Here is a 24,055-nt window from a genome sequence, read left to right as displayed (position 1 = left end):
CGGTCGCGGTTCTCCTGCCGATACTATTTGCCGTGCTCAACGGCCGTCTTTTTATCGGCCTTTTTGCACCACGGCAGCGCTTAACGCTCCGTTATGGTGCGCCCGGATCGCTTTTACTCGTCTTTCTCCGCAATTAACGGCGCGCAGCGGTTTTTAATGCTGAAGGTAAAGTTTTCCTTTTCTTTTTATTTCAGTTTTGTATGCGGTGTCAGATTTTAATCTTTTATTGTCGTTTGGGGCTGCGAACTGGCGTGTTCTGTGCATTAATTAAATTGATATCACGTGATATCCGTTATCAAGGAGCGCATTTTGTCCAGATCAAAGGCAAACCTCAACCCGCTAGAGTGCACTCAGCAGGCTTTACATTGGATTAAGAGCGAAAAGTTGACCACCGAGGAAATGGCCGCATTAAATCAGGAAGTCTTGAGTTCTTTTCGTGAATACGTCAATCCGGGTTTTCTTGAATATCGAAAATCCGTCACCTCCGGGGGTGAATACGGCGCGGTGGAATGGCGCGCCAGTGGTCCGAATACGCTGGTTGATACCCAGGGAAACGAATATCTGGACTGCCTGGGCGGTTACGGCATCTTCAACGTCGGTCATCGCAACCCCACGGTTATCGCTGCCGTAGAGCAGCAGCTTGCCAAGCAACCCTTGCATAGTCAGGAACTCCTCGACCCGCTGCGCGCCATGCTGGCGAAAACGCTGGCGGCCTTAACGCCCGGCAACCTTAAATACAGCTTTTTCAGCAACAGCGGAACCGAATCGGTCGAAGCGGCGTTGAAGCTGGCCAAGGCTTATCAGTCCCGTCGCGGCAAATATACCTTTATCGCCGCATCGGGCGCGTTTCACGGTAAGTCGCTCGGGGCGCTTTCCGCCACCGCCAAGGCCGAGTTTCGCCGTCCTTTCATGCCGCTGCTGCCTGGTTTCCACCACGTTCCTTTTGGCGATATCAGCGCCATGAGGAAGCAGGTTCATCAATGCCAGAAGACCGGAGACGACGTTGCCGCCATCATCCTTGAACCCATTCAGGGAGAGGGCGGGGTGATTGTACCCCCGGATAATTACTTACCTGCGGTCAGAGCATTATGCGACGAGGTTGGGGCATTGCTGATTCTGGACGAAGTACAGACCGGCATGGGGCGGACCGGCAAGATGTTTGCCTGTGAACATTATGGCGTTCAGCCCGATATCCTTTGTCTGGCCAAGGCGCTGGGCGGCGGCGTGATGCCGATCGGCGCCACGGTGGCGACGGAAGAGGTGTTCTCGGTGCTGTTTGAAAATCCGTTCCTGCATACCACCACCTTCGGCGGTAACCCGCTGGCCTGTTCGGCGGCGCTGGCCACCATCCATGTTCTGCTGACGGAAAAACTGCCTGAGCAAGCCGCGCAGCAAGGGGATTTTTTACTGCAAGGACTGAAAGAGCTTGCCGCCGGCTACCCGGAGTTGATTTCCGAAGTACGCGGCCTTGGCTTATTGCAGGCTATCGAGTTCAGGAAAAACGAGATTGGGTATACGTTTGCGAAAGAACTTTTCCATCGTCATATTCTGGTGGCCGGGACGTTGAATAACGCCAAATCGGTGCGCATCGAACCGCCGCTTACCATCACCCGCGAACAGTGCGCGCGCGTACTGAAGGAAGCGGGTGAGGCGTTAAAAAAGCTCAGGGGAATGACGGCGGGAAAAAGCGCGGAGGAAAATAAAATTAAAGAGTATGTGGTTGAGTGACGCCGGCGATTCCGCCGCGGCAGATCGCGCTTTGTTAGTATTATATCAAAAACCAGTCAGATTTTAACCTGACTGGTTTTTTTATGGCGGGCGTTCTGCCCGCCACCCTCCGGCCCGTCGCAAGCGACGTTGAAAATCGCTCCCGGCGATTTTTTATGGAAGAGTATTCCAAAGTCCGCAATAAGCCCAGTACCCAGGATGGATATCAGGGCATCATCGATCGTAACATCGTCCCGATTTTAGGGCGAATCATACTTCTTGGCGTCTTGCGTAGAATGTTAAACCTTGTCGAGGTATGGGGGAGAGCGTCCTGACGGCACGAACCTACGCGCAGAGCGGCTGAACCGGCGTAAGACGGTAGCAACAGGTGGGGAAATAGCACAGGAGTGAGATTTCCCGGGCTGACAACAATAGCCCCGGCTCTGGGCCGGGGTGGGTATCAGGTCTTATATGATGGGTCGTAGGCTTGCGCCCATTGGAAGCCACCACCAACCTTGTCCTGATTGTATGCTTTTTAGTCAGCCATCGTCAACCGCCACGGCTGGTTCTTTTTTCGAGGTTCAGGGATATGCCACGAACGCTACAATACCGGCCCGTACTGATTGATACGCTCATCAGCAATGAGCGTATCAATAGTTACCAAAATGTTTTTCAGCCTACCAACGACGTGGAACTGATGGGCGTATATCTGTGGAACGCTCACGTTTGCGGCGCGCTGTATCCGCTGATCGGCACAGTGGAAATCACCTTACGCAATGCTATCGATCATGCGCTGGCCGCTGACCTGGGACGGTTCTGGTGGGCCGGCAGCAAGCTACGCTACCGCTCCTTCGCGCCGGGCGTCGATGCGCCGTATCCGGTGCTGGCCATGCGCGACAATTTTGCCAAGGCCACCCGTACCTATGCCGCCGAGCAGCGCCACCGACATGCGGTACGCGGCAATGTGACACCTCACCATCACGGTGTGATTGCCAAGACGGAGTTCTCAACCTGGGAATTTCTGCTGGATACGGAGTTCATGGGGCGCGGGTTGATCTGGCCCAGGCACCTGTCATCGGTATTTCGTGGGCCCTGGCCGGCGAGGCAGGCTGGCGCCGTTCTGGCCCATGTCCATAATCAGGTCGCCACGCTGCGGGATTTCCGCAATCGCTTGTTCCATCACGAGCCTGCCTGGAAACGCTACGGCGTGCGGACCGAAACAGATGCCTTGCCGCACTTGCTGGAGAAGATTGGCAAGGTGGAAAGCCTGCTGGCCCTGATCCACCCTGAGAATCTGCGCTTATTGCGCGCTAATGGGCTGCTGCGAGGGGCTCGCCGGGCTTGCACGACTGGAGAGATTCGCCGCTTTCAGCATCTGGCGCAGGTTCACCAGGTGAACTCGCTGGGTAAACTGGAGCAACTGGTGGAGCGGTGCAACAGGGATAACAGTACATTGGAAGCCAGAGTGTATCAGGAGCGGTGGCATCATTTCCTGATCCTGCCGCAGTAGCCGATTCTTTCTTTGGTCATCCAGCCCGTCCCTGCGGCCCGTCGCCAGCAACGTTATTGCTCCGCCAGTTTTTCCACCAGATCCAGGCGCTGCCGCCACGGGTCGGGCTGTTGCGCGGTGTGCTGCGCGCCGCCGGCCGGGACGATCAGAATATTGTCTTTTTGCCGGCTGTAGCGCTCCCACTGCGGCAGGTCGGCGCCATCCGGCCGGCCGGTGCGGGCGAAGTTCACCCAGTATTGCTGTGTTTGCCGGGCGACGGCCCGATCGTTCGCCGTGACCTGCTCGCCGTAGCGCGCGGTCAGGGTATTAAACACGTAAGGGATCTCGCTGGCATGCACCGCGCCCTGCCATTGATCGCGCATACTGTCCGCCACATAGCCAAAACGGTACTGCCAGGCCGGAATCCCGGCCTTGTCCCAGATGCGGGCGACGAAGCGAGCCGGCTCCACCATAAAGCCGTCGCTGGAAATCGCCATGGCGACGGCCTGAGGCGACAAGCCCCGGTAAGCCTGTTTGGCCTGCCGGCGATCGGCGGCGGCAAAAACCGCCACCGCTTCATCAAGGGTTGCCGCCTTGGGGGGAAAGCCGATATCGGCGTCGGTGGCGCCGATCAGCAGCGGGATGCGCTGGAAGTCGCCCCGGCGATAAAGGTCCTGTGGTTCGCCGATTATCAATTTGCCATCGATCATCGGGCCGGAATAATCCGCCGGACTTATCGCCATATTCAGGCCGTTGACTACCTTATCCGCCGGAATGCCGCGTAACGCCGCCAGGGCGTTTTCATCTTTTCCGCTGATGGCGTTGGCTTGCGCAAACGCCAGCCCGGCCTGCTCCGCCCTGGGCCAGTCCTGAGCGATGGCCAGATTGTGTCTGCCGCCGCCGGATTGAATAATGGCCTTGTGAAACAGCCCCTTTGCCAAATCGCTGGTAAGCAGTGAATGGATGGCGAACCCGCCGGCGGACTCGCCGAACAGCGTCACATTCTGCGCATCGCCGTTAAATGCCGCGATATTTTTTTGTACCCATTGCAGCGCCGCAATCTGATCCATTAATCCGTAATTGCCGCGCAGCGGCTGGTCCGCCAATGCGGGATGGGCAAAGAAACCAAAACGGCCGACGCGGTAGTTGAAGCTGACGAATACCACCCCCTGACGGGCAAATTCTTCGCCTGAATAGACCTCCGGCGACGAGCCGCCGTTGACGAAACCGCCGCCGTAGATCCACACCATCACCGGCAGGGGGCCGCGGGCGTCGGCCGGACGCCACACGTTGACGGTCAGACAGTCTTCGCTAAAGCCGACGCCGAGCGGGGCGGCATCGCCGGGAAAGGGTTCCTGCATGCAATCCTTGCCGTACGCCGCGGCCGGGCGAATCCCCGTCCAGCGCGGCGCCGGCTGCGGCGGCTGCCAGCGCAGCTCGCCCAGGGGCGGCGCGGCAAAAGGCACGCCTTTAAAAGCATCGACGCCTTGTCGCGTGGTTCCGGCGATGCCGCCGCCGTCCAGGGCGACCCGCGGTCCGTCGGCCGATACGGCCTGGCTGGCGGCAGAGAGCAGCAATAATCCGGCCGCGAGCAATTTATCCATTTTATTCATTGGTACTGCTCCTTTGGCGCCAAAAATAAAAAAATCGGGAATGTTTTCAGGCTATTGACAAAATTCGTTATAACGCCGGTATAGAAAGTTTGCATTGATATGACAACGGTCATGGACAGTATATGTGACGGAAATCAAAACCAGAGTACGCACAACCGGCGCATTTTTTCAGCAAAAATCTCTCGATCGGCAATAATGTAGCGGTACGGCATTTATATCATCAGGAATGCCGATTGAACAAAACGTTCGAATATACTCGTACATTTGTACTATACTGTTCGCCGATATTCAGTATCGAGTTCTGCCGCAGACAGTTAACTGCCAGCCCCAGAATTAGTTTAACTAATTAAGGATGTTATATGGCTCGCATAACCCCCATTGAACGCTATCGCAATATTGGCATTTCCGCCCACATTGATGCCGGTAAAACCACCACGACGGAACGCATCCTGTTTTACACCGGGGTGAGTCACAAGATGGGCGAAGTCCACGATGGCGCGGCGACCACCGACTGGATGGCGCAGGAACAGGAACGCGGCATAACCATTACCTCCGCGGCGGTGACCTGCTTCTGGCAGGGGATGGAGAACCGCTATCCCCGGCATCATATCAATATTATTGATACCCCCGGACACGTGGATTTCACCATTGAAGTCGAGCGCTCGATGCGCGTGCTGGACGGCGCGGTAATGGTGTATGACTCGGTCGGCGGCGTGCAGCCGCAGTCGGAAACGGTCTGGCGCCAGGCGAATAAATATCAGGTGCCGCGGTTGGCGTTCGTCAACAAAATGGACCGCCCCGGCGCCGACTATTTCCGCGTCCGCCAGATGATGATCGATCGGCTGAAAGCCAATCCGGTGCCGATAGTCATCCCGATAGGCAGCGAAGAAAACTTTATCGGCGTGATCGACCTGATCAAAATGCGCGTCATTATCTGGGACGACGCCACGCAGGGGATGACCTTCAGCTATGAGGCCATCCCGGAGCACCTGCTGGCAACGGCGCAGGAGTGGCGGGACAATATGGTCACGGCGGCGGCGGAAGCGACGGATGAGCTGATGACCCGATATCTGGACGGCGAGGCGCTGAGCGAAGACGAGATTACCCTCGGCCTGCGGATCCGCACCATTGCCGGCGAGATTCAGCCGATGCTGTGCGGCAGCGCCTTTAAAAATAAAGGGGTACAGCGCATGCTGGACGCCATCATCGAGCTGATGCCGTCGCCGCTGGATATTCCGCCGGTCAGCGGTATTGATGAGAAAGGCAATCAGACGGTGCGTCACGCCGACGACGACGATAAATTCGCGGCGCTGGCGTTCAAGCTGATGACCGACTCCTTCGTCGGCCAGTTGACGTTTGTCCGCGTCTACTCCGGCGTGCTGCGCAAGGGCGACAGCGTCTACAACCCGATCCGGGGCAAAAAAGAGCGTATCGGGCGTATCGTCCAGATGCACGCCAATGCGCGCCACGAGGTGGATGAAATCCGCGCCGGGGACATCGCCGCCTGCGTCGGCCTGAAGGAGGTGACCACCGGGGAAACCCTGTGCGACCCGGACGCCGTGCTGACGCTGGAGCAGATGACCTTCCCCGAGCCGGTGATTTCGCTGGCCATCGAGCCGAAAACCAAGGCCGATCAGGAAAAAATGGGCATCGCCCTGCAACGGCTGGCGTCGGAAGATCCGTCGTTCCGCCTCAGAACCGACGAGGAGTCCGGGCAGACCATCATTTCCGGCATGGGCGAGCTGCATCTGGAGATCATCGTCGACCGCATGAAGCGCGAATTCGGCGTGGCGGCCAATATCGGCAGGCCGCAGGTCACCTATCGTGAAACCATCCGCAGCAAGGTGACGGATGTGGAAGGGAAGTTTGTCCGCCAGACCGGCGGTAAAGGCCAGTACGGTCATGTGGTGCTGACGGTTGAGCCGCAGGAAGCGGGCAACGGCTTCGTCTTCGAGGATGCCACCAAGGGCGGGGTGGTGCCGCGCGAATTTATTCCGTCGGTGGAAAAAGGCGTGCGCGAAGCGATGATGACCGGGGTGCTGGCGGGCTATCCGATCGTCGACGTCAAGGTTACGCTGACTTTCGGCTCCTACCATGAGGTGGACTCCTCGGAAATGGCCTTCAAGATGGCGGCGATTTTCGGCTTTCGCGAGGCGATAAAACGCGCCAATCCGGTGATCCTTGAGCCGGTCATGAAGGTAGAGGTTGAAACGCCGGAAGAGTATGCCGGCAGCGTTATGGGGGATCTCTCTTCCCGCCGCGGTCTGGTGCAGGGTATGGAAGAGATGATCGCCGGGCGGATTATCCGCGCCGAGGTGCCGCTGTCCGAAATGTTCGGCTACTCCACCGCGTTGCGCTCGATGTCTCAGGGACGGGCGACCTATACCATGGAGTTCCGGCACTACGTGGAAGCGCCGCGCAATGTGACGGAAGAGATCATCGCGGCGCGCCGCTCGCGCTAAATAACGGCCAGCCGGCTTCCCTCCGGTCCGGGGGGAGGCCGCATGCTGCATGACGATCGCTCCGGCGCCGGACGCCAACCTCGTTCCCGCATTACCCCCGATTGTGTTATTATAACGTTATTCAGTACTTCGCAATCCCGTCATTTCAAATATGAAATTACTACTCTGTTATTTATTCCGCAAAATAATCATCAGGCCGTTTTCAGCCGCCGCGAGTAACAGGCGTCATTTTTGAAATATCCTATAATCAAAATGATTTTGGGAAAGGATTGTTGCAATCGTTTATCGCTATCGTCAGGCGAACGGTTGTTTTTTAAACAAATGGAGTCATAAATGGTATTAAAAAAGAAACGTCGTGTGCCAATGAAAATACAGGACATTACGATAATTGACGACGTCAAGCTTAAAAAGGCCATTACGGCCGCGGCGCTTGGCAATGCGATGGAATGGTTCGATTTCGGCGTTTATGGTTTTGTTGCTTATGCGCTCGGACGGGTATTTTTCCCCGGCGCGGATCCCGGCGTGCAAATGATTGCCGCGCTGGCGACCTTTTCGGTTCCTTTTCTGGTCAGACCGTTGGGCGGCGTATTTTTTGGCGCCATGGGCGATAAATTCGGGCGCCAGAAAGTGTTGTCGGTAACCATTATTATTATGGCGGTCAGCACCTTCTGTATTGGTTTGATCCCGTCCTATGCATCAATAGGTATCTGGGCGCCGATATTATTGCTGCTGGCGAAATTGGCGCAGGGTTTTTCCGTCGGCGGGGAATATACCGGCGCGGCGATATTCGTTGCCGAATATTCACCGGACAGAAAGCGCGGCTTTTTAGGCAGCTGGCTTGATTTTGGATCGATCGCCGGCTTTGTGTTAGGGGCGGGCGTAGTGGTGCTGATTTCGTCGATTGTCGGCGAAGCGGACTTCCTCGAATGGGGATGGCGTATCCCGTTCTTTATCGCCGGTCCTCTGGGACTGATCGGGATCTATTTGCGCCATGCGCTGGAGGAAACCCCGGCTTTTCAACAACATGTCGATAAACTTGATAAAGACTCGAAAGACAGCCTGCAGTCGGCGCCCAAAGTGTCATTCAGGGAGATTGCCACCAAACAGTGGCGGGGTTTACTGATGTGCGTCGGCGTGGTTATTGTCACCAACGTCACCTACTATATGCTGCTGACCTATATGCCGAGCTACCTGTCGCACAGCCTGCATTATTCGGAAGATCATGGCGTAATGATTATTATCGCCGTGATGCTCGGTATGTTATTTGTCCAGCCGGTAATGGGATTAATGAGCGACAGATTCGGACGCAAGCCGTTTATTATTTGCGGCAGCATCGGTCTTTTTCTTTTATCCATCCCCAGTTTCATTCTTATTAACAGCGGCGTGATTGGCCTTATTTTTTGCGGACTGCTGATTCTGGCCGTGCTGCTTAACTCTTTTACCGGCGTGATGGCGTCTATTTTACCCGCGCTGTTCCCGACGCATATCCGCTATAGCGCGTTGGCGATATCATTTAATATATCCGTTCTGGTTGCCGGCTTTACGCCGACGGCGGCGGCATGGCTGGTTGAATCAACGGGTAATCTTTATATGCCGGCCTATTATTTGATGGTGATTGCCGTTATCGGGCTGGTCACCGGGATAGCAATGAAAGAAACGGCTAACCGGCCGTTAAAAGGCGCCACGCCGGCGGCTTCCGACCGGGCCGAAGCGAAAGAGCTGTTGCAGGAGCAATACGACAATATCGAGCAGAAAATCGAAGATATTGACGAGCAAATCGCCGAGCTGCAGAAGAAAAGAAGAAGCCTGATCGATCAGCACCCGGAAATCAATTAAAACGCCGACGCCGGCATTGCATCTTTATCAGATGCAATGCCGGCGGTAGACCGCAGTTTACCGGAACGGCGGCTCGTTGAAGGTGCGCAGTTTGCGGGAATGCAGGCGGTCGCCTTCGGCGCGCAGCAGGTCGATGGCGCAGATGCCGATTTGCAGATGCTCCGAAATGGCGCCCTCATAGAAGCGGTTGGCCTGGCCGGGCAGTTTGATTTCACCGTGCAGCGGCTTGTCGGAGACGCAGAGCAGCGTGCCGTAAGGCACCCGGAAACGGTAACCCTGCGCGGCGATGGTCGCGCTTTCCATATCCACGGCCACCGCGCGGCTGAGATTAAAGCGCAGCGCGGAGGCCGAATATCTCAACTCCCAATTGCGATCGTCGGTGGTGACCACCGTACCGGTGCGCAGACGCTGTTTCACCGCCTCGCCGGGCATACCGCTCACCGTTTTGGTGGCGTCATAAAGGGCGCGCTGAACTTCGGCGATGCTGGGGATCGGAATATCCGGCGGCAACACTGAATCCAGCACATGGTCGTCGCGCAGATAAGCATGCGCCAGCACATAATCGCCGATCGCCTGGCTTTCGCGCAGGCCGCCGCAGTGGCCGATCATCAGCCAGGCGTGCGGCCGCAGCACCGCGAGGTGATCGCAAATGGTTTTGGCATTGGACGGACCGACGCCGATATTCACCAGGGTAATGCCTTTGCCGCTGCGCGAAATCAGGTGGTAAGCCGGCATCTGGTGGTTTTTCCAGGCGAGGTCGGAAACGGAGCGTTCGGGATTGGCGGTCGCCGAGGTAATGGAGATGCCGCCGGCGCAGGACAGGGATTCATACGGGCTGTGCGGATCGGCGATCTGGTCGCAGGCCCAGCGCACAAATTCGTCCACGTAGCGGGTATAGTTGGTGAAGAGAACGAACGGCTGAAAATGCTCCACCGCCGTGCCGGTATAGTGGCGCAGCCGCGCCAGGGAGAAATCGGTCCTCAGCGCGTCAAAATGCGACAGCGGCGAGGTGGTGGTGGCGTGGAATAATCCGTCGGCGGTTTCATCGCCGATTTGCGACAGCTCGGTGGTGGGAAAATGCCGGGCGATCCCGGCGCTCATCGAACGGTCGAGGATAAGATCGGACCCGTCCAGCACGTAGGGGAAAGGAATTTCCTGATGGGACGGCGCCACTTCGATGCTGGCGCCGTACTCCTCCTCAAGCAGGGCCAGCTGTTCGGTCAGATAGGGATGGAAAAAACGCGGTCGGGTGATGGTGGTGGTGTAGCAGCCGGGCCGCGTAAAACGCCCATACGCCCGATGTCTGGGATGGCCCGCCGCCACGCCGTCCCATTTGACGCGCAGCTCCGGATAGGCGAAGAGCCCCGCGGCGCGCGCCTGCGCGTCCGGCAATTTCCCCTGGGTGATAAAGTCTTCAATCGCGTCGCGCAGTGCCGTAACCGCGCCGTCGTACAACGCTTCCAGTTTATCAAGCGCCTCGGCGGCGGTGAGCCTTGTGCTGGATCCGTTGTTGCCCATATTTTTTCTCCGTCTCTGTTCTCAATGTTTCAGCGCTGAATAGGCTGAAGCGGTTAGCCCGTTAATCAACAGGCTAGCCGAAAACAGGCGTAAAAACGACTCTTCCGGTTCAGCGTTTTCCCCGTCCGGACAGATTGGCCGCGCTGACCGCCAGCACCGAGAGCACGGCCAGCGCCGCCGCGGGCGCCAGCACACCCCAGAATGCCCGTTCGATATACGGCATGCCTTCCGCCAGCACGCGCCCCCATTCCGGGGTCGGCGGCGAGGCGCCCAATCCCAGAAATCCCAGCGAGGCCAGCGCCAGCGCGATACCGGGCAGACGCAGCATGGCGTGACGGAACAGCGGCCCGGCCAGCGCCGGCAAGACGTAAAACAGACTGCGGCGCACCGGGCCGACGCCGATCACCGGCAACATACGAACATAGGGACGCGCCGCGATTTCGGCGACCAGCGCCGCGGTGTGCGCCGCCAGCGGCGCCCAACTGACGGCGACCACCGCCAGCGCCGCCCCCGTCGAACTCGGGCCGTTGATGGCCGCCACCAGCAGGCCGGCGATAACCGGCGGCAGGGCATTGGTCACTTCTATCGGGCCGGTGCACAGACGGGGAAACAGACCGATAAACAGGCCGATGGCAAGACAGGCCAGCGATACCGCCAACGCCAGCAGGCAGGTATGCAGCGTGCCGTGGGCGACGCGGGCCAGCAGGTCGCGCCCCATGGCGTCCGCGCCGAACGGCAGCGCAAAAGAGGGCGCCTGCAGCCGCAAAAAGGCGGAGCTATAGGGATCGCGCGGCAGCCCGGCGATCAACAGCAGCGCTAAAAGCAACAGGCAGAGCAGCGGCAGCCAGACGGCGTAGCGCGACGCCGTCACCTGGTTTTCTTGCGGCACCGGCATGGCGCCGTTGCGCAGCGCGCGGCCGAGGATCAGCAGCCGTACGCCGGCGGCGGCCATGCCGGCGATTGAGGCGATAGTCAGTAAAATAAGCACGCCGGTCTGCAGCGCGGGCAGATCCTGCGCCGCCGCCGCCCCCAGCGTGGCCCGGCCCAGGCCCGGTATGGCGAAAACCTTCTCCACCGCTATCGCGCCGCCGGTCAGTGAAACCAGCACCAGCCCCACCAGCGGCATCACCCCCGGCAGGGTGCGTTTCAGCACCGCCAGCGCAATGTGGCGGCGGCCGACGCCCGCCACGCTCCAGGTCATCAGCCAGTTTTCGCTGAAGGTGGCCGACAGCGCGTCGGCGATAATCCGCCCCAGGTAGCCGCCGGCGGGAATGCCCAGCGCCAGCGACGGCAACACCGCATAGTGCAGCCCCTTCCAGCCGTAAGGCGGGAACCACTGCAGCCACACCGCGCCGACAATCAGTAAAAACGACGCCAGCAGAAATTCCGGCAGCGCGGTGAACATGGCGGCGAACAGGCCGTTGGAGCGGCGGATGCGGCCGTGCAATCCCTGGAGGAACGTGGGGGCGCACAGCAGCGCCGCCAGCGAAAAGGCGACCAGCGCCGCCGAGGCCATCAACGTCAGCGAGACGCCCGCCGCCTGCAGCATTCCCGGTAGTACCGGCCGGCCGGATACCCACGAATAACCGGCGTCGCCGCGCAGCAGTCCGCCGAGCCAGTTCGCCAGCAGCCGCAGCGGCCCCTGATCCAGCCCCAGCGACTGGCGTATCGCATTCAGCGTTTCCGCCGTGGCTTCCTGGTCGCCGGAACGGGCGCGCAGCAGCGCCAGCGCCGGATCCTGACCGGATAACCAGGGCAGTATGCCAATCAGCGCGACGATGGCCGCCAACGTCAGCAGGCGGGAAAAAAACGGTATCAGCATGCCGTAGCGCGGGTGGCGCATAAGGCTGACGCCGGCGCAGGTGCGGCAATAGACTTGCTCACTCATGACCTTGTTTTACCCGTTACTCGGTTTTGGCCGGCGGCTCGATGCGGGTGGCGCTGTTGATCAAGGCGCGTTCGCGCGGGTCGCGCAGCGCATCTTTCACCCGCGCGCTTTCCCCCTGAATAACCCGTTCGTGCAGCATCGGAATGGCGGCGTCGCTGGCCAGAATCAGATTTTCCGCCCGCATAATCGCCTGGCGCCGCCGATCGCCGGCCGGGATGGCCGCCGCCTGTTGCAGGGCGCCGTCGATTTCCGGACGGCAAAGCTGGGAAATATTGAAAGACCCCTCGCAGGCGAAGTCGCTGTAGAGGTAGGCGACCGGATCACCGGAATCCAGCACCGTGGCGCGCGACAAAATAAAGGCGTCGAATTTGCCGGCCAGCGCATCGGACTCGATCTGCGAATATTCACGCACCACCTGTTTTACCGTAAAACCGGCGGCGGTGAGCTGCTGCGCCAGATAGACCGCCACTTCCGGCAGTTCTGCGCGGTCGCTGAAGGTCGCCAGCGTGATGCTTACGTCGTCGGGAGCCGCGGCAGTTACCGGGTCGGCGACGGGCTGGCGCAGCTCGGCGGCCCAGGGCAGCGCCGGGCCGAGCAATCCCTGCGCCACGTCGGCGCGTTTCTCATACACGTTGTCCACCAGTTGCCGGCGATTGACGGCGTCGCGCACCGCCGCGCGCAGCGCCGGATCTTTCATCGGCCCCAGGCGGGTATTGAGATAGAGGGTATTGGTGCGCGGCATCGGCACTTCATGCACCAGGTTTTGATCCAGCAGCGGCGCCTGCGATACCGGGATCGCTTCAACGATATCCGCCGCGCCGGTGCGCAGCGCGGCGGCGCGGGCCGGGCCGTCCGGCACAAAGCTGACGTCAATGCCGCTCGCCTGCGCCTTTTCTCCCCAATAGCCGCCGAATCTGTCCAGGGTGGCGCCGCTGGTGCCGTTTACGCTGCGCAGCACAAAAGGACCGCTGCCGGTATTTTGCGGGTTGACCACGCCGTTTTCGCCGTAAGCATTGGCGGACAGAATAGCCAGCTGCGGGCTGGAAAGGCGCTGGGGCAGCAGCGGATCCGGCTGGGCGGTTGACACCAGCACCGCGCTATCGCCCTCGGCGACCGCGCTCAGCTGCACGCCGTCGAGAATACGCGGTTTGGGCGCGGCGCCTGCGGCCACCGTCAGCGCGTTGACCACGGTCGCCGCGTTTAGCTCGGTGCCGTCGTGGAAATGCACGTTCGGGCGCAGTTCAAAACGCCAGGTATGGTCGTCGATTTGCCGCCAGCGGGTCGCCAGGGCGGGCTGCGCTTCACCCAGCGCGTCCAGCACCACCAGCGTTTCCGCCGTGCTCCAGCGCGATAGTTTAAAGGCGTCGTCGCTCAGCGGCGTCAGGCCGGAGCGCGGCGGTTGCAGCATCGCCAGTTTCAGGCGGCCGCCGTTATCGGCGGCGGAGTGATCATCCGCGTCGTTGAAGCAGCCGGAAAGCAGCAGGGCGGCGCAAAGCAGGCCGCAAACGGGACGGAAAGGGCGTACGCGCATCGGACAGTCCTTATCAATTTTGAGGGGAAAGGGTGGTAAACGGACGGCAAATCAGCGCCATCGCCAGCGAACTGCACAATGGAACCGCAGCCAGCATCAGCCAGGGAACCGCCGCCTGCGGCGAGGGCGTCAACGCCTGGTCGAGCAGGCCGCCCAGCAGGAAATTGCCCACCAGCACCGCCAGCCCGCCCATGGACGCCAGCGCGCCATAGTGCGCGCCGAGGTTATGGTTATTGGCGAAGTGGGGGATAAGGTCCATGCCGACCGGGACGATCAGCATCTGTCCCAGCGTCAGCAGGGTAATCAGGGAGACGGCGGGCAGTAAGCGCAGCCAGCCTTGCGGCGGAACGCCGGGGGCGAACAGCGCCACGCTGACGAAAGAGGCCGCCAGCAGGGCGAACCCCAGCGGCAGCATACGGGCGGCGCCGTGGCGGCGGGCAAAACGCGCCAGCGGCAGTTGCAGGCCGATCACCAGCAGCGAGGCCAGCACGAACAGCGGGCCGAGATCTTTTTCGCTGCCGCCGGCGCGGTGCAGCTCCACCGGCAGCGCCAGATAGAGCTGGTTGTAGCTGAACAGGTAAGCGCTGTAGGCGATGATAAACGCCACAAAACGGCGCTGACGGAAAGTTTGCCACCAGGGGGCGATCTGCAGGGCGGATGGGTTGCGCGGCGTGGCGGGCAGGCTGAAAAACAGCACCAGCAGCGCCAGTAAAAATACCGCCGCGCCGGCCAGCGCCACCCGCTGAAAGCCGAATCCGGCCAGCAGCGAACCGAGCAGCGGCCCGAGCACCGCGCCCAGCTCGCCGCAGATGGCGAACAGCGCGAACCATTCCGACCGGCTGCGTTTTCCCTGTTTTTCGCTGTGCGTTCCGGCCTGCGCCATCAGCGCTTCAATGGCCGGCGAGAACAGGGCGCCGCCGACGCCGGTCAGACAGGCCCCGAGGATAACCGGCCAGAGCGAATCGGCCAGCGCCAGCAGCAGGTAGCCGGCAATGCGCACCACGCAGCCGCAGAGAATGATGCCGCGCGCGCCGAAGCGATCGGCCAGCGCGCCGCCGACTAAAAACATGCCCTGCTGCGAAAAGGTTCTTAAGCCGATAACCAGCCCGATCGCCCAGCCGGAAAGCAGCATATCGTCACGCAGGAAGATGGCCAGAAAAGGCACCACGGCGTAGAAGCCGATGTTGAAAACCAGCTGGCTGCCCAGCAATAACGGCGGGTAGGGCCGCGGTGCGCGATCGGCGCTGAGGTCTGGCATATAGGTTATCCGTTCAAAGAGGTAAAGAAGGGATGGCTTGCAATAACCGGCGCGTATGCCGGTGCCGTGGCGACGCCAGCACCTCGGCCGTGGGACGATCTTCGATAATGCGCCCATCGTCCATGACCAGCATGCGTTCGCACAAACCGGCGATTATTGAAATGTCATGCGACACCATCAGCAATCCCATATTATTTTGCGACGTAACCTGCCGTAGCAGGGTTTTGATCTGTTCGCGCAGCGGTAAATCCAGTCCGCTGATCGGCTCGTCGGCCAGTAAAAAATCGGGGCGCGTCACCAGGGCGCGGGCCATGGCGACGCGCTGGGCCTGCCCGCCCGACAGCAGCCCGGCGGGTTGATCCAGCAGGCGGGCGCTCAGGCCGACCTGATCCAGCGCTTCCCGTATCGCCGAGGCGATATTTTCGCCGCTGCGCAGGCGCTTCAAGGGTTCCGCAATCAGCGCGGCGACGCGCTGGCGCGGATCCAGCGAGCCGGCGGGGTCCTGCGGAATGTACTGGACGCGGCGGCGATACCACAACAGCGAACGGACGGAACCCGGCCGCACCCGGTGGCCGTCGCAGTGTATCGTGCCGCTGTCCGGGGTGTCCAACGCCAGCAGCGTTTTCAGCAGGGTGGATTTGCCGCAGCCGGATGCGCCCACCAGGCCGACGCGTTCATGGCGTTGCAGCGTGAGCGACAGATCGCGGAAAATGGCCGCGGCGGGGTCGGCCTTTTGCCATGGGAAACGCGGCGTCTGGCGGTAGCGGCTAACGCCGTCCAGGCTTAAAAACGGGGTGGAAATGGCGTGAAGATGGCGACTCATCCGGCAAGCGCTCCCAACTGCGTGATGGGCAGGGCGGCATCGCCGCGGCGGGCGGCGGCGACCAGACCGCGGGTATAGGGATGCTGCGGCGCGTTGAGCAGTTGCCGCATATCGCCGGATTCCACCAGACGGCCGTTTTCCATCACCAGCCCGCGCTGGCAAAGCTGCGCCGCCACGGTGATATCGTGGGTGATAAACAGCAGCGCGGGGGCGTTTTCTTGCGCATACCTTGCCTGTAACACCTGCAAAACCTGCTGCTGGGTAATCACGTCGAGCGCGGTGGTCGGTTCGTCCGCCACCAGCAGGCGGGTGCGTCCCAGCAGCGCCAGGGCGATGCAGATGCGCTGGCGCTGTCCGCCGGACAGTTCGGCGGGAAAGCGTTGCAGCAGGTTGGGGATATCTCCCAGGCCGATGGCGTCGAGCAGCGCGTCCAGTTCGGCGGGCGATGACGCGCCCAGCGCCAGCGACAGCTGTTTACCCAGTTTCATCAACGGGTTCAGCGCGGTGGCGGAGTCCTGGAATATGGCGGATACGCGACAAGAGGCCGGGCGGGCGAGCGCTTTGCGGTGGGTGACGTCGGCGCCGTTGATCTCGATGGCGCCGCTTATTCGGCAGCCTGCCGGCGGCGTGCCGATTATCGCTCTGGCGGTGAGCGACTTGCCGCAGCCGGACGCGCCGAGCAGACAAACTCTTTCACCGGCGCGCAGGCGGAAAGTGAGATTGCCGACTTTGCTTTCTGCGCCAATGGACAGGCCAAGGTTGTTCACCTCCAGCACCGTCTCCGCCTGTTTGTCCCTGGTTGTCATTACATCGCTGCGCTATGTTGGATGGTTTGATATGTAATAACATAACAAAATGAACTGGGGGGATGCAAAGGAAATGTTTCCGGTAGGGAGGACATTTGGCTGCTTACGGTTTCAGTAGGAGGTCCCCGCCTACTACTGCGGGGATGACGGGGGATATTTTATCGCAGGGATGACGGGATACTCTTCATCGTCATTCCTGCGCAGGCAGGAACCTTCCCAATGGCGACGCCGCTGCTGGAGCAGATCCCCGCCTGCGCGGGGATGACGCCGAGAACGCGCGCCAATGACGCCGGGAACGCGCGCCGAATTCCTGCCCCTTCCGTCATTCCTGCGCAGGCAGGAACCTTCCCAATGGCGACGCCGCTGCTGGAGCAGATCCCCGCCTGCGTGGGGATGACGCCGAGAACGCGCGCCAATGACGCCGGGAACGCGCGCCGAATTCCTGCCCCTTCCGTCATTCCTGCGCAGGCAGGAATCTACCCAACAACAGCGCATCGTCTCAGAAACAGACTCTGCCTGCGCACCGATTTAGCCATCCGCGGCCAAGCCCCGTCGGGGAAGGGAACATTCCCCTCACCGTACCCCCTCCAGCCATTGCCGCAGGGCGTGCGCCTGCAGCACGCCGCCCAAACGCCCTTTTTCCTCTCCCTGCTCCAGCCACAGCAGGGTGGGGAGCGAGCGCACCCCGAACTGACTGGTTAGCTCGGGATGATGGTCGGCGTCCAGATAGCGGCTGGTGATATGACGATAGCCGTCTTCGTTGAGTATCGCCTCCAACTGGCGATACAGGCTCTTACAGTGTACGCACCGCTCCGCGCCGACCAGCACCAGCGCGCTCCGCCCGTTGAGCGCGTCCCGCTCTTCCAGCGGCGCGAAGCGGGAGCGGTCGACGCTGAACAGTTTGGGGCTGCGTTTCAGATCCTCGCTGTCGGTGGCGACGCACAGCGCATCGGCGCTTTTTTTGTAGGGGCGCACGCCGTCGACGCGAATTACGCTGGCGAAGCCGGGCTGCGCGGCCCCCGGCAGGCGAAAACGGGTGTTGTCCGGCGCGTCCACCGGGATTTCCCGCGGACGCGCCAACTGCGGCACCCAGTCGTAAGGCACGCGATAGGCGCGGTAGAGCATATTGGTGTTGACGGTCTTGCCCCAGTAGGGCGAGATATACTCCCACACGATATCGTGCTCCGCCGTCACCTCGAATATCCGGCCGTTGGCCCCCTCATTGATCAGCGTGTTGCCGTTGGGCAGGCGCTGAATATTGCTGATATAGGGGCTGTAGAAGCGAAAGGCGTCGGTCGGGTGCGGTATACCGGCTTCGTAGGGCGAATAGCGCCAGACGATATCCAGGGTGACCGGGTTGATCTCCAGTATGCGCGAGTAGTCGCGCCAGGCGTTTTTCACCCCGTCGGCCGAGGCGGGATTGGGGGCGCCGTAGCCCGCCCAGCCGCCGTTGTCGAACAGCAGAATATTGCCCGCGCCGGGCAGGCCGGCGGGGATCATATGGGCGTGGTGCTGGCCGATAATCCATCCCAGATGTTTCAGTTCCGGGGTGCCGTAGTCCGGGCCGAGCTTCCAGACGATGTCGCCGCTGGCTTTATCAATAATGGCGATAATATTGGACTCGCGCGCGTCCCAGATAATGTTGTCGGGGTGAAAACGGGCGTCGCCCCGATCGAACCACGGGTTGGGGCCGAGGGTCGACATCGAGTTGATATGCATCCAGTCGCCCATGCCGCCGCCGCTTTTGCGCATGTTGGGATTTTTATAGATGGCGCTTTTGGCCGCGTCGTCAAAGCCCAGTTGGTCAAAGCGATCGCTACAGCGCCATTCCCACAGAATATTTCCCTGCCAGTCCACCTCGATAATGGTGTCGTCCAGCAGCAGCTTGTCGCTGATACGCGCATTGCGCAGATTTTTATGCGCCAGAATCAGCGTATTGCCGCCGATGGCCTGCGGCTCCTGCCCCGGCGCATAGTAGCCCACCGGGTTGCCGCTGCGCTGATAGTCATGGTGGGCGCGCGCCATCCACTCGACCGGCAGGCCGGGATCGCTAACCTGTTCATAGCCATTGAATTTCCACACGATATTGCCGTCCCAGTCCACCTGGATCAGGTCGACCATATCCTGCATGCCGTAGCGCGGATCGCGTTCGCCGCTGTGGCCGAGAATATAACCGCCGGGCAGGATCTTATTGGGAAAACCGTGCAGCCCTTCCCACAGACGCAGCTCGGCGCCGTTCATATCGATCAGCACCGCGCCGCTTTCCAGCGCCTGAAAGACGGTATAGCCGCCCCAGGCTTTTTCCGGGTTATAGAGGGTGGTGCCGGTGGGGTAAACGGAAGGATGTCCCATTGCAAAACTCCAGTCAGAAAGTGGAAACGGATTCAACCGGCGCGGCCGGGGAAATTTTCAGGCGCTCAAACTGCACCACCGGCGGCCGGTTGGTTGGGATGTCGCTCATAATGATTCTCCTGCGTTGCGCCAGCGGGTCATGCGTTTTTCCAGGCTGAGGCCGGCGCGGTCGATGGCCGCGCCGGTGACGCCGATCAGCAGCATGCCGCTGAGAATGGTGGGCATATCCAGCAGCTGCTGGGCGTTAATCATCAGGCTGCCGATACCGATATCCGACGACATGAAATACTCCGCGCCGACCGTGCCGAGCCAGGCGTAAATCAGCGACAGGCGCAAACCGGCAAAGATGGCGGGGGCGGCGCCCGGCAGGATCAGCGCTTTCAGCCGCACCGCCAGCGACAGTTGCAGCACCTGCGCCACTTCCTGCAGCTGGAGCGAGCGCTGACGCACGCCGCGGTGGCTGGCCACCAGCATCGGAAAGAAGGAGGCCAGCGCCACAAACACCACTTTGCCGGCTTCGCCGTTGCCCACCCAGGCGGTGAGCAGCGGCAGCCAGGCAAACAGCGCGATCTGGCGCAGCGTGGCGACGGTGGGGGTGAGCAGCGCGTCGGCGCGCGGGCTGAGGCCGAGCAGCACCCCGAGCAGCAGACCGGCGGCGATGCCGCCCGCGGCGCCTGCCAGCGCGCGCAGCAGGCTGTGGCGCATGGCGTCCGGCAGGACGCCGTCGGCGAAGCCCTGAACCAGCGCGTGCCAGACGGCGGAGGGAGGCGGCAGCAGCGCGGCGTCCACCCAGCCGGACAGGCTGGCCAACTGCCAGAGCGCCAACAGCGCCAGCGGCAGCGCTACTCCGGCGCGCCAGCGCGACGGCGCGGCGTTAAGGCGGCTGACCGGCGGATGCGGCCAGTAGACCAGCCGCCGCTCCAGTCGGTCTATTCCCCACTCCATCAGCAGTCCGGCGGCGCCGATAACCGCGATGCAGACAAATACGATATCCAGTTGAAACAGCTGACGCCCCCACACCAGCAGGTAGCCGATGCCCTGCGACGACGCCAGCAGCTCCACCACAATCAGCGAGACCCAGGCCTGCGACAGCGCCAGGCGCAGCCCGGTCAGCCAGACCGGCAGCATCGCCGGCAGGGTCAGGCGCATCAGCCGTTGCCGCCAGGGCAGGCACAGGGTGCGCACCGCTTCCAACAGCGAGGCGGGAATATTGCTCACCCCGCTCTGGGTGTGCAGGGTGACGGGGACGATCACCGCTTTGACGATGACCGCCAGCTTCAGACCCTCGTCGATGCCGAACAGCACCATAAATAGCGGGATCCACCCCAGCGTGGGAATTTGCGCCACGGCATACACCGTCGGGTTCAGCAGGGCGGCCGCCCGCGACGACGCGCCCATCAGCGCGCCCAGCGCCGTACCGGCGAGCAACCCGGCCAGCAGACCGCTGAACAGCCGTTGCAGGCTGACTCCCAGCTGCGACAGCAAATCGCCGCGCCACAGTTCGGCGGCGGTGCGCATCACCGTGGCGGGCGCGGGAAGGATTTGCGCCGGCATCCAGCCCTGGCGGCTGCCGACGTACCACAGCAGTAGCAGCATCAGCGGTACCACCAGGGGATAGCACAGGCTTGCCGGCAGCCGGAAGCGCGCGGGCGGAGAGCGTTTCAGCACCATAGACTTATTCATTTTCTTGCATGAAGCCAGTCGGAATGAACGAATAAAGGAATAAAAAACAGGTTTAGGCGCCGAATGCCAATGCATTAAATCGATTACCGGCGTGCAAAAAACGCATATCCGGCGTCATGCCGCCTGATGGCTGATTTATGTTTTTTTTCACTGAATAAATCGGGAAATGTTATTTAAGACGCGCATCTCCCCTTCGCTAGTTTGATGGCAATGTCCTGTTATTGGCGGAGAAAATAATGCACACGACATCACTACGGCGCGAACCTCGCCGGCGAGCTGCTCTTTACCGTATCGCCGGCGCCCTGATGCTGATCGGCCTGACGCTGAGCGGAACCGGCGTGCGGGCGGCGGAGAGCAAACCAACGGAAATCCGCATCGGCCTGCCCGACCAGAGCGCCGGCAGCAAGCCGTTTATCCGCGGACCGCTGGGGCTGGCGCATATCCGTCAGCAGCTGGAACAGGTGTTTGAGCCGCAGGGCATCAAAATCCGCTGGTCGTTTTTCAAAGGCGCCGGGCCGGCGGTGAATGAGGCGCTGGCCAACCGGCAGCTGGACGTGGTCTACCTGGGGGATTTGGCCGCCATTATCGGCCGGGCGGGCGATTTGCCCACCCGCGTGCTGGTGGGGTCGCGCGGCTCCAACTCTTATCTGGCGGCGACGCCGGAGTCGGGGATCCAGCGCATTACGGACCTGCGCGGCAAACGCGTCGCCGTGTACAAGGGCACCGCGGACCAGCTGTCGTTCGAGCGCGCGCTGAGCGGCGCCGGGCTGAGCGAGCGTGATATCCGTGTGATCAATCTGGACTGGACCGCGGGTAAAGCGGCGCTGGCCGCCAAACGGGTGGATGCGGTATGGGGCGGCGTAGGGCTGCTGACGTTACGCCGGCAGGGGATCAATATCGTCGCCGACAGCCGTTCGCTGGGGCGGGCCAACACCACCCAGGCGGCGGTGCTGGCGACGGAGGAGTTTATTCAGCGCTATCCGCAGGCGACCCGGCAACTGGTGGAGGTGCTGGCGGACAACGCTCGCTGGATCGCCGATCCGGCGCATTTAACCGAGTATATCGCGCTGATGTCGGCGCAGAGCCAGATCCCGGCGGCGCTGTTTGAGGAAGAGCTGCGGCCGGAGGAGCTGAATTTCCAGAGCTCGCCGCGGCTGGACGACTTTTTGCAGGCCAGCTTTGCGGACAGCATTCAGCGGGCGAAAGCCGCCGGCCTGATCCGCCGCGACTTCCCGGTGGAGGCGTGGTTCGACGGCCGTTTTGTCGAGCGGGCGCTCACCGACCGTCAGTGGGACAAGGTGTGGCCGGGGTACGATGCCGGCGGTCAGGCGCAGTAGTGCTGGTTTTCAGCGGCGGGGGCTTTCGCCGGTTGCAGCCGCCGCCGCGCGTGCAGCCATGTCATCAATGCCCGGCCGTCCATCGGACGGGCATACAGATACCCTTGCATATACCGCACGCCGCACCCTTTAAGGTAGCGGTATTCATGGCGCGAGCTCACCCCTTCCGCGACCATATCCAGCGCGAGCCGTTTGCTGAGCCCGATAATGGCGTCGAGCACCGGCGTATCGTTGTCAGCCGGCCCGATGGCGCTGACGAACCCCTTGTCGATTTTAAGGTAATCCAACGGAAACATCTGCAGATAGGATAGGGAGCAGTGGCCGGTGCCGAAATCATCAATGGCGATAATAAAGCCCTCCTGACGCAGCAGCGTCAGTTTATCCACCACATTCTGCTTATCGGTGATCAGGCTGCGCTCGGTGAGCTCCAGGGTGATATTCAGTTTGCGCGGCGCCATCATGGCCGCGAGCCGGCGAATATCATCCACAAAGGCCGGGTGCTGAATATGTTCGGCGGCGATATTCACCCCCAGATGAAAGCCGTCGGGCACCTGCCAGTGCCTGACGTCGGCGGCCAGCAGTTCGAACAGATGCAGCGTCAGCGGGATAATCATTTTTTCGGACTCCGCGGCGGTGATAAACACATCGGGGGGGATGCTTCTGCCGCCGGGTCGATACCAGCGCATCAGCGCTTCCACCCCGACGCAGCAGCGGGACGTCACATCGTAGATGGGCTGGTAATGTACGCTGAATTCGTTAGTGAGCATGCCCTTGCGCAGTTCATCGCGCAGCGACATTTTGCGTTTCTGCCATGAACGTACGGCGGAGACGAAAATCAGCGCGAGGATCAGCGCCACCGGCAGAAAGGCGAAGAAAGCGCGTCTCCATTCTTGAATCAGCTCGGACGCCGGCAGCGTCGCGCTGACCGTGATCGGGTAACGGGAGGACGTTTTGGCGTCGGTCAGCGGAGAGATCAATGGATGATCATCCATAATTTCCCGGCCTTCCTTAATCTGATAGCCATCGCCGAATTGTATCGTCAGCTGATATTGCCGGCTAATTCCCATCGCGCTCATAAAGTCGATCAAATACTGCCCGTCGACGATGGCGAAGGTGCCGAACGACGACGCATTCAACCGGGCAAAGACCACCGCGGGGCGCTCCTGAACTCCTCTGGTCGCGCGCAGTGAAACATTCCAGGCGGCGGGCGGCGGGGAAGGCAGCGGATATTGCAGAATGTCGCTCAGAGGCACAAGCACGTCGCCGGATACCGACGAGCAGTACATATTCGGCCCCTGGGTAAGGCCCAGCGAGCGAAAATAGGGGGACAGGGTTCCCAGGCGCACCAGCCTGGGGGAAGCGAGGGCGCAGGAGTTCCCCTCGAACGTCCGCAGGGAGGACACCATGTCCCAGGCCTGCCGGCTGATGGACTCCGCCTGATGCACGATGACCAGGGTGGTTATTTCCAGATCCTGCTTAACGTTTTGTCTTGCCGTGATGTAGCTGAAGATAATGCCCAGCAAAAAAGGGAGTAACCCGGCGGCCGTTAACAGCAACAGGTTACCGGGAGAGTGGAGATGTTTGGTTTTTGCCATTACGTTTTTGTCGAATTGAAATACTCGGGGGATATACACAGCTTAGCAGAATATTTTTCTCTGCTTTGCCGACGGCGGCGCGCTTATTTAAGTGATCCACTTCAATTTTTTATCTCACATGCCGAAATTTGTTATTTCCTTTGGCGAATAGTTGCCA

General features: G+C 60.9%; 16 protein-coding genes. 5 read left to right on the top strand and 11 right to left on the bottom strand.

All coding sequences use genetic code 11. The features are described from left to right. The first annotated feature begins 309 nt into the window (after positions 1-309). Positions 310-1,728, top strand: coding sequence for a putrescine aminotransferase (gene ygjG / locus MFP24_RS08150; protein WP_249229916.1), 1,419 nt, complete (start codon positions 310-312; stop codon positions 1,726-1,728). A gap of 568 nt (positions 1,729-2,296) precedes the next feature. Further along, a complete protein-coding gene (locus MFP24_RS08140; protein WP_249229917.1) occupies positions 2,297-3,217 on the top strand; it encodes a hypothetical protein in 921 nt (306 codons plus the stop codon). Positions 3,218-3,270: 53 nt separating this feature from the next. Here MFP24_RS08140 and MFP24_RS08135 read toward each other — a convergent pair whose 3' ends face one another. Continuing rightward, on the bottom strand, positions 3,271-4,809 hold the full coding sequence (locus MFP24_RS08135; RefSeq protein ID WP_249229918.1) for a carboxylesterase/lipase family protein: 1,539 nt from the start codon (positions 4,807-4,809) through the stop codon (positions 3,271-3,273). A 359-nt stretch (positions 4,810-5,168) separates the two neighbouring features. Between MFP24_RS08135 and fusA the strand changes: the two genes are divergently transcribed. Continuing rightward, the gene (gene fusA, locus MFP24_RS08130) at positions 5,169-7,271 is read left to right on the top strand and encodes an elongation factor G (RefSeq protein ID WP_249229919.1); all 2,103 of its coding nucleotides are present in this window, start codon (positions 5,169-5,171) and stop codon (positions 7,269-7,271) included. A gap of 333 nt (positions 7,272-7,604) precedes the next feature. Then, positions 7,605-9,107 (top strand): glycine betaine/L-proline transporter ProP, encoded by a 1,503-nt coding sequence (gene proP / locus MFP24_RS08125; RefSeq protein WP_136166923.1) that lies wholly within the window; start codon positions 7,605-7,607, stop codon positions 9,105-9,107. 57 nt (positions 9,108-9,164) lie between these two features. On the opposite strand, the gene MFP24_RS08120 is transcribed toward proP, so the two are convergent. The 9 genes from MFP24_RS08120 to MFP24_RS08080 all read right to left on the bottom strand — a co-directional run bounded on the left by MFP24_RS08120 (position 9,165) and on the right by MFP24_RS08080 (position 20,966). Further along, a complete protein-coding gene (locus MFP24_RS08120) occupies positions 9,165-10,625 on the bottom strand; it encodes an AMP nucleosidase (protein ID WP_249229920.1) in 1,461 nt (486 codons plus the stop codon). 109 nt (positions 10,626-10,734) lie between these two features. Next, complete coding sequence (locus tag MFP24_RS08115; RefSeq protein WP_249229921.1) at positions 10,735-12,513, bottom strand: ABC transporter permease subunit; 1,779 nt, start codon at positions 12,511-12,513, stop codon at positions 10,735-10,737. A gap of 16 nt (positions 12,514-12,529) precedes the next feature. After that, a complete protein-coding gene (locus tag MFP24_RS08110; RefSeq protein WP_249229922.1) occupies positions 12,530-14,044 on the bottom strand; it encodes an ABC transporter substrate-binding protein in 1,515 nt (504 codons plus the stop codon). 13 nt (positions 14,045-14,057) lie between these two features. After that, on the bottom strand, positions 14,058-15,302 hold the full coding sequence (locus MFP24_RS08105) for an MDR family MFS transporter (protein WP_249229923.1): 1,245 nt from the start codon (positions 15,300-15,302) through the stop codon (positions 14,058-14,060). A 13-nt stretch (positions 15,303-15,315) separates the two neighbouring features. Continuing rightward, positions 15,316-16,125, bottom strand: a complete 810-nt coding sequence (locus MFP24_RS08100) for an ABC transporter ATP-binding protein (protein WP_249229924.1) — start codon at positions 16,123-16,125, stop codon at positions 15,316-15,318. Continuing rightward, complete coding sequence (locus tag MFP24_RS08095; RefSeq protein WP_249229925.1) at positions 16,122-16,931, bottom strand: ATP-binding cassette domain-containing protein; 810 nt, start codon at positions 16,929-16,931, stop codon at positions 16,122-16,124. Before MFP24_RS08095 ends, MFP24_RS08100 begins: the two co-directional genes overlap by 4 nt. 158 nt (positions 16,932-17,089) lie before the next feature. Beyond that, positions 17,090-17,389: a hypothetical protein gene (locus MFP24_RS08090; RefSeq protein ID WP_249229926.1), complete on the bottom strand. Its 300-nt coding sequence runs from the start codon at positions 17,387-17,389 to the stop codon at positions 17,090-17,092. A 115-nt stretch (positions 17,390-17,504) separates the two neighbouring features. After that, positions 17,505-19,283, bottom strand: coding sequence for an aryl-sulfate sulfotransferase (locus tag MFP24_RS08085; RefSeq protein ID WP_249229927.1), 1,779 nt, complete (start codon positions 19,281-19,283; stop codon positions 17,505-17,507). 105 nt (positions 19,284-19,388) lie between these two features. Next, a complete protein-coding gene (locus MFP24_RS08080; RefSeq protein WP_249229928.1) occupies positions 19,389-20,966 on the bottom strand; it encodes an ABC transporter permease in 1,578 nt (525 codons plus the stop codon). Between the two features lie 236 nt (positions 20,967-21,202). On the opposite strand from MFP24_RS08080, the gene MFP24_RS08075 reads away from it, so the two are divergent. Continuing rightward, the gene (locus MFP24_RS08075; protein WP_407061986.1) at positions 21,203-22,303 is read left to right on the top strand and encodes an ABC transporter substrate-binding protein; all 1,101 of its coding nucleotides are present in this window, start codon (positions 21,203-21,205) and stop codon (positions 22,301-22,303) included. Here the strand turns inward: MFP24_RS08075 and MFP24_RS08070 are convergent. Then, complete coding sequence (locus MFP24_RS08070; protein WP_249229929.1) at positions 22,291-23,898, bottom strand: EAL domain-containing protein; 1,608 nt, start codon at positions 23,896-23,898, stop codon at positions 22,291-22,293. The genes MFP24_RS08075 and MFP24_RS08070 overlap by 13 nt on opposite strands. Positions 23,899-24,055: the final 157 nt, after the last annotated feature.

The sequence above is a fragment of the Brenneria tiliae genome (assembly GCF_023347575.1).
GTDB lineage: Bacteria > Pseudomonadota > Gammaproteobacteria > Enterobacterales > Enterobacteriaceae > Brenneria > Brenneria corticis.
This window is presented reverse-complemented; position numbering and strand designations above follow the sequence as displayed.